This is a genomic window from Olsenella kribbiana (assembly GCF_036408795.1).
GTDB lineage: Bacteria > Actinomycetota > Coriobacteriia > Coriobacteriales > Atopobiaceae > Olsenella_L > Olsenella_L kribbiana.
Genome location: NZ_JAZGJP010000006.1, coordinates 129,379 through 136,576 on the forward strand (window position 1 = coordinate 129,379; position 7,198 = coordinate 136,576).

The 7,198-nt window shown below is 60.2% G+C and carries 5 protein-coding genes; 4 read left to right on the forward strand and 1 reads right to left on the reverse strand.

What is annotated here, in order from left to right; genetic code table 11:
- Window positions 1-78 precede the first annotated feature (78 nt).
- A complete protein-coding gene (locus tag VXJ24_RS05975) occupies window positions 79-2,214 on the forward strand; it encodes a DUF3825 domain-containing protein (RefSeq protein WP_330972007.1) in 2,136 nt (711 codons plus the stop codon).
- Window positions 2,215-2,307: 93 nt separating this feature from the next.
- Here the strand turns inward: VXJ24_RS05975 and thrS are convergent, their stop codons facing one another.
- Window positions 2,308-4,074 (reverse strand): threonine--tRNA ligase, encoded by a 1,767-nt coding sequence (gene thrS / locus VXJ24_RS05980; RefSeq protein ID WP_330972008.1) that lies wholly within the window; start codon window positions 4,072-4,074, stop codon window positions 2,308-2,310.
- 598 nt (window positions 4,075-4,672) lie between these two features.
- Between thrS and VXJ24_RS05985 the strand changes: the two genes are divergently transcribed.
- The 3 genes from VXJ24_RS05985 to VXJ24_RS05995 all read left to right on the forward strand — a co-directional run bounded on the left by VXJ24_RS05985 (window position 4,673) and on the right by VXJ24_RS05995 (window position 7,025).
- Window positions 4,673-5,419, forward strand: a complete 747-nt coding sequence (locus VXJ24_RS05985; protein WP_330972009.1) for a methionine ABC transporter ATP-binding protein — start codon at window positions 4,673-4,675, stop codon at window positions 5,417-5,419.
- The gene (locus VXJ24_RS05990; protein ID WP_330972010.1) at window positions 5,412-6,083 is read left to right on the forward strand and encodes a methionine ABC transporter permease; all 672 of its coding nucleotides are present in this window, start codon (window positions 5,412-5,414) and stop codon (window positions 6,081-6,083) included. Before VXJ24_RS05985 ends, VXJ24_RS05990 begins: the two co-directional genes overlap by 8 nt.
- 105 nt (window positions 6,084-6,188) lie before the next feature.
- Window positions 6,189-7,025, forward strand: a complete 837-nt coding sequence (locus tag VXJ24_RS05995) for a MetQ/NlpA family ABC transporter substrate-binding protein (RefSeq protein ID WP_330972011.1) — start codon at window positions 6,189-6,191, stop codon at window positions 7,023-7,025.
- Window positions 7,026-7,198: the final 173 nt, after the last annotated feature.

Consider the following 7,198-nt stretch of genomic DNA (forward strand, 5'->3'; position numbering starts at 1 on the left):
GACAGACACTTTTGGGTATGTCTATTTACGTTTCGAATTCGCGCGGTCCCCTTGCGGGACATTGTTGGGATGATGAAGATGGCAAAGATTCAGCTTGGGCACCAGCTCTATATCTATCAGCTCATTGCAAAGGAATACGGGACAGGACACCAGATATTCCTGCCAAAGATCGAGGAGCTCTTCAAGGCCGAGGGCATAGAGCCAGAAGACCTCGGCTTCGAGACATACCGCGATGTGATGGCAGCCTGCTCCGACTTCGTGACGCTCACCGATTTCAAGGGAGGCAGGAGCTACGTCACGATCGTCCAGAACGAGCAGTGGGACGAGGCGCTTACCGCACCGGTCCAGGAAAAGGGATCGGGCAAGGCAGGAAAGCCCTGGAAGAAAAAGAAGGGCTCCCAGCTCAAGGCCGTGAAGCCCCGCCATATCCAGAAGAAGCAGAAGAAGGCAAAGCCGGAAGAGACACAGAAGCCTCAAGACAAGGCAAAGGCTCCAGAGGCAGATGCTCAAGCTGTGCCTGAAACTCCATCAGCAGAAGCGCAGCCCGAAGCAGCAGAGCCGACAGCTCAGGCAGCGCCCGAAGCCAAGCCCGAGACCGTGGCAGCCGAGGAAGAAGAGCCAAAGGCAGACGAGACCCCTGCAGTCGAGGATGCCGGCCATCCCCATGTCTTTACGCTCGATGAGATCCGTGCCCTTCCGGACGAGTCTGAGGCCGAAGAGGAACCCGCATCCGAAGAAGCGGCCTCTGAAACGCCTGCCGAAGCAGAGCCTGAGCCTGAACCGGCAGCGGCGGCGCCTGCCCCTGAGCCGAAGGCAGCAGATGTCCCCGTGCAGGAAGCGCCACAGGCGCCTGTGCCCGTTGCTCCTGCAAAGAAGACGCCAGCGCCCGCCAAGGAGGGACCGGAGGCGTCCGTGCTTCCGAGAAGCCTGCCCAGGAGCTTTTCAGCCGAGGTTCACTGCAAGGACGAGCTTCTGAGCCTTCTCACCCGCATGCTCCCCTTCGATATCGACCTTACGCAGATCCTCGACGAGGACTGGCACCATGCCCTCGCGACCGGTGCGGTCGAAGGCTCGAGGAGCCGCGTGAGCTTCCCGATTCGCTTCCTTGCAGAAGATGGCACGAGCCCCATCCGCCTTACGATCCGCAGGAGCACGCGTCCGATTGCCGGCAAGCAGTGGTCGCTCATCCTCGTCGACGGCGATGACGGAACGGGACACGCCCATGACGCGGTCGGCATCGAAGGTCTGCCGCATGTCGACGAAGGCGCCTGGAGCGATCTGCTTTCACAGGGTGCTGCCGATTCCGCCAAGAGTCCTGACCGCGCATTCTCCGACTTCGCATCGTTCGGCTCCTGGGAGTCGGTCCTTGGCACGCTCGCACGCATGGCTGCGCCAGAAGTGTGGTCAGATTCCGGCGCCGGAAGCGAGCGCTACCCAATCCTCCACGAGTATCTCGTCTCGACCTTCGTGCGTCTCTCGCACGAAGGGAAGATCCTCGAGGTGCCCGGAGCAGGATTCGCTGCCTTCAACACGGGCCTTGTGACCGCCTTCCAGGAAGACATCTATGCCTGCCTCACGGCAGCGACGGCTCAGGACCCCTCTCCCTGGCAGCTTGCCGGCTTCGCTGTCGCAGGAGCAGGAGAGCTCGGCCAGAAGCTCGTTGCCCTCATGAATCCGCTGCCCCAGCCTGCACGCTACCTCACATCCCTTGCCGACATCGAGCCCGATACGACACGGCTCGTGAGCATCGACTATCACGGCATCCTTCTCGGCAAGACTGAACGCCTGCCAAAGGCCTGGCTTGCCGCGCAGGTCGAAGGGACGCCAGCAGCCGCACTTGTCGACGACCTCTTTGCAGCTGGCTCTGCTCCTGCCACACGCATGCAGGCAAAGACGAAGCTTGGCCATGCACTTGCACAGGACCCCTCCGTCTGGCGCAGGCTCTGCCGCGACCTCGATGAGGCGCTTCAGGCCTCGCTCGTCCATGCCCGTACGAGCTACCGCTGGTGCGCCCCTGCCTATGAGCCCTCAAGCGACAGCCTGAGGCTCCTCCTGCCGCTCGCACTCTCCGATGGCCGCACCGTCGATATAGCCCTCTCGCTCGAGCTCATGCCGTCTGGCTCTTATCAGGCCTCCTCGATTCTGACGCTCTCCCGTGCCCGTGTGTGCACCCGCGTGATTTCCTCTGAGCAGCCTTCCTGGCTCAGAGTCTAGCCAAGACAACGTCCTCCAAGACGAAGAGAGGCACCCGGCTAACGCCGGATGCCTCCCTTTCTCATGCCTTGGATTGTTCCAGAGCAGCGGGAACTAGCCCCTGCGCTCCTCGATCTCCTTCGTGATGTCTGCGATGAAATCGTCGAGGTCGCGCTGCACGGTCTCGTTCGAGCGGTCGCGGACGGAGATGTTTCCAGCCTCGGCCTCCTTCTCGCCGATGATCAGCATGTACGGGACACGGTCGATTGAGCGGGCCTCGCGGATCTTGTAGCCGATCTTCTCGTCGCGGTCATCGACCTTGACGCGGACCTTGGCAGCGCGCAGACGGTCAGCGACCTGATGAGCATAGTCGCGCGTCTTCTCGGAGACCGGAAGGATCTTGACCTGGCAGGGAGACAGCCACGTCGGGAACTTGCCGGCGTACTGCTCGATGAGCATGCCGATGAAGCGCTCGAAGGAGCCGAAGCCTGCACGATGGATCATGATCGGCTGCTTCTTGGAGCCATCCTTGTCCGTGTACTCGAGCTGGAAGTTGTGCGGAAGCTGGAAGTCGAGCTGAATCGTGCCGCACTGCCACTCGCGACCGAGGCAGTCCTGCAGGTGGAAGTCGATCTTCGGGCCGTAGAAGGCACCGTCGCCCGGGTTGATCTTGTAGTCGACGCCCATGGCCTCGAGAGCATCCTTCAGGCCCTGCTCTGCGCGCTCCCAATCCTCGTCGGAGCCCATGGAGTTGTCGGGACGCGTGGAGAGCTCGACCCTGTACGGGAAGCCGAACTGCGCATAGTAGGCCGTGATCAGATGGGCGACATCGGTGACCTGCTCCGTGATCTGGTCAGGACGGATGAACAGGTGTGCATCGTCCTGCTGGAACTCGCGGACACGGAAGAGGCCGTGGAGGGCACCACGGAGCTCGTGGCGATGGTCGATGCCGGCCTCGGCGAGCTTGAGCGGCAGGTCGCGGTAGCTCCTCGGCTTGCTCTTGTAGATGAGGCAGGCACCCGGGCAGTTCATCGGCTTGATCGCGTAATCCTCGTCGTCGATCTTCGTCGTGTACATGTTCTCTTTGTAGTGGTCCCAGTGGCCAGAGGTCTCCCAGAGCTTGCGGGACAGGATGATCGGCGTCTGCACCTGGTCATAGCCGAACTTGTCCTGCATCTCCATCCAGTACTGCATGAGGGAGTTCCTGATGCGCATGCCGTTCGGCAGCCAGAACGGGAAGCCGGGGCCGGCCTCGTTCATCATGAACAGCTCCATCTCCTGGCCGATCTTGCGGTGGTCGCGCTTCTCCGCCTCCTCGAGGAGCTTCAGATGTGCCTCGAGCTCGTCCTTGCTGCGGAAGGCGATGCCATTGATGCGGGTCAGCATCTTGTTGTTCTTGTCGCCCTTCCAGTAGGCGCCGGAGACGCCCGTGAGCTTGAAGGCCTTGAGCGCCTTCGTATAGGTGATGTGGGGGCCGACGCACATGTCGACGTACTCGCCCTGCTTGTAGAACGTGATGCGGGCATCCTCAGGAAGGTCGCCGATGTGCTCGACCTTGTACTTCTCGCCGCGCTCCTGCATGTGCTTGATGGCCTCTTCGCGCGGAAGCTCGTAGACCTCGAACTTCAGGTTCTCCTTGCAGATCTTGCGCATCTCCTCTTCGATGCGCGGGAAGTCCTCCTCGGAGATCTTCTGGCCCTCAGGCAGGTCGATATCGTAGTAGAAGCCATTGTCGGTTGCCGGGCCGAATGCGAAGTCGGCATCCGGGTATAGGCGCTTGATGGCCTGTGCCATGATATGTGCTGCGGAGTGGCGGATTACGTGGAGCTCCTCGTCCTCGGGGCATTCTGCGACGTGGCCGTCGTTGTACAGAACCTTCATCTGATTTCCTCTTCCATTGATGGCTGCTTGCGCTGTTCACAAAAAGAGCCCGGCAGCCGGCATCTCCGGCCTCCGAGCATTTCATGGCGCCTGTCACTTGGCCTGTAGGCCTGTCAGGGGACAGACGCCTACATAGTCTCCGGAACCGCTCTTCTGTATGCCAGAAGGCACTGTATGGACTGCATCAAGCCAAGCCTTTCATTCGAACTGGCAACAGTTTTACCACATATGGAGACGAAGCGTTGCTGAAGGATCCCAAGCCTTTGCCATCTGCGGCCAAATACCACGAACTCGTGACGGATGGGCCCGATCTGCATGGTCTTCAGGGCTCAGAAAGCAGCTCCGAACGAGCTATCTACAATTCAGATATCCTGATACCTATTTTCCATGTATCCCCCAAGCTTGATAAATCCTTAAGCCGCTTGTAAGGTTGAAATCATGATTACTGAGACGATGACATACTCCGCGCAGATGATGCAGATGCCCAAGCCCGGGCACCTGGCTCTACGTTCATGCGTGGCCAGGACCGGGCGCAGCTGATGGCTGGCCTCCGGCGGGATGTCAGTCGCTTACTGTATATCCTGATCTGGAGTCTATCGTGATAGCTATTTCGCATCTAACAAAGCAATACGGCAATGCCTCTTCCGAGCATGCTCTGGACGATGTCTCGCTCGAGATTCCTGACGGCGACATCTTCGGTATCATCGGCATGTCCGGCGCCGGCAAGTCGACACTCGTCCGCTGCATCAATCTGCTCGAGACCCCGACGTCGGGTTCCATCGTCGTGGATGGACAGGATGTCCAGGGGCTCTCCGGTGCAGCGCTTCGGACCTACAGGCGTCGCGTCGCGATGATTTTCCAGCAGTTCGGCCTCCTGGCGCAGAAGACAGCCCTCGAGAACGTGTGCTTCCCCTATCTTGCTGCAGATGGCAAGGTCACGCCCGAGCAGAAGAAGGAGGCAGAAGGCTTCCTGGCTGAGGTAGGACTCGCCGACAAGGCAGGCTCCTATCCAGCACAGCTCTCCGGCGGCCAGAAGCAGCGTGTCGCAATCGCCCGTGCCTTGGCGTGCCATCCTGCCTACATCCTCTGCGATGAGGCGACATCTGCCCTCGACCCGGCCAGCACCGCATCCGTGCTCAAGCTCCTGCGCGAGATCAATGAGCGCACAGGCGTCACGATACTTGTGATCACCCACTCGATGCAGGTTGTCGAAGACATCTGCAAGCATGTCGCAGTGCTTGTGCACGGCAAGGTCGTCGAGTCCGGCACGGTCCAAGATGTCTTCTCAGATCCCCAGCACACCGTGACGAAGCAGCTTCTCGGAAAGGCAGGCTGGGATGAATAGCTTCCAGGAATTCCTCAATGTCTATGCATCGCTTCTGGGACAGGGCATTGCCGATACGCTCGCAATGCTCCTGATCTCCACGTTCTTCGCCTACATCATCGGCCTCTTCCTCGGCATCGTCCTCTATGTGACCGAGCCCGCAGGCCTTCGCCCCCACAAGGCGCTGAACGCTGTCCTTGGATGGATCATCAACATGGGACGCTCCATCCCCTTCATCATCCTGCTCGTGGCAGTCATGCCGATGACAAGGACGCTTGTAGGAACGACGACCGGTGTCCGCGGCGTCATCCCTCCCCTCGTCCTTTCGACCGCACCCTTCGTCGCCCGCATGGTCCAGCAGTCGCTCGCCGAGGTCCCGAAGGATGCCATCGAGGCAGCAGAGTCCTGCGGCGCCTCGGTACCACGCATCGTCGTCTCTGCGCTTCTGCCTGAAGCCCTGCCTTCGATTGTCCGTGGCATCTCGATCACCCTCATCACAGCCCTCGGCTACACGGCGATTGCAGGAGCAGTCGGCGCAGGCGGCCTCGGCGATATCGCAATCCGCTACGGCTACTACCGCTACGAAGATGAGGTCATGCTCGTCACCGTCGTCCTCATGATCATCCTCGTCCAGATCATCCAGAGCACCTGCGACGCAATCGCAAAGGCGATTGACCACCGCTAGGCTCAGCTCCTGTCCACTTCTCTACATGGCACTGCCGCAGAAGGCATTTCGCCCCTGCGTTTGTAGCTTGCACCCTAAAACACAAGATTTGAAAGGAAATCAGCCATGCTTACCCGCAAGAACTTCCTCGCTGGCTCTGCCGCCCTCATCGCTTCCTCTGTCCTCGCCGCCTGCGGCAATTCCGGCTCTGCGAGCTCTTCTGCCTCCGAGACGAAGACACTCACGGTCGCAGCCTCTCCTTCGCCGCACGCCGAGATATTGAACAACTTCGCCGTGCCCAAGCTCAAGGACCAGAACATCGACCTCGAGGTCAAGGAGTACACCGACTACATCATCCCGAACCAGGTCACCTCTTCGGGCGAGGTTGACGCCAACTACTTCCAGCATATCAACTACCTCAACAACTACAACAAGGAGAACGGCACCGACCTTGTCGGCGTTGCCGCCATCCACTACGAGCCGTTCGGCATCTACGCCGGCAAGTCCTCCGACCTCAAGAACATCGCAGATGGTGCACAGATCGCTGTCCCGAATGACCCGACGAACGAAGGCAGGGCGTTCCTGCTCCTTCAGCAGGAGGGCCTTGTCACCCTCAAGGATCCTGAGAACCTCGAGGCAACGCCTGTCGATGTCGCAGAGAACCCCCACAGCCTGAACTTCGTCGAGGTCGAGGCAGCTGCTGTCCCCCGCCAGCTCCAGGACGTCGACTTCGCTGTCATCAATGGCAACTACGCAATCGAGGCAGGACTGCATGTCTCCGACGCTGTTGCCGTCGAGGCAGCAGATGGCACAGCTGTCGAGCAGTACGCCAACTACATCGTGACGACGCCCGACAAGCAGGACGACGACCGCATCAAGGCACTGGTCTCTGTCCTCACCTCCGACGACTTCAAGACCTACCTCAAGGACACCTACGACGAGGATGTCCTGCCGGCATTCTAGGATCTCATCTGAGACCGCAAGACAGCGAGGGGCGCACATCCGTGCGTCCCTCTTTTCTGAGGCTTCGGTAGTTTGTGTGACAAGGGGCTAGCCTAGGCAGCAACGCTCTTCGCTCCCTTCACGCCCTTCTTCCTCGCCTTCACCGGGCGACCCGGGAGCTGGGGCTGGCAGTC

Excerpts from the sequence above, each read along its gene's own strand:
- VXJ24_RS05975 (WP_330972007.1), top strand. The coding sequence starts at position 79 with ATGGCAAAGATTCAGCTTGGGCACCAGCTCTATATCTATCAGCTCATT.
- thrS (WP_330972008.1), bottom strand. The coding sequence starts at position 4,074 with ATGAAGGTTCTGTACAACGACGGCCACGTCGCAGAATGCCCCGAGGAC.
- VXJ24_RS05990 (WP_330972010.1), top strand. The coding sequence starts at position 5,412 with ATGAATAGCTTCCAGGAATTCCTCAATGTCTATGCATCGCTTCTGGGA.
- VXJ24_RS05995 (WP_330972011.1), top strand. The coding sequence starts at position 6,189 with ATGCTTACCCGCAAGAACTTCCTCGCTGGCTCTGCCGCCCTCATCGCT.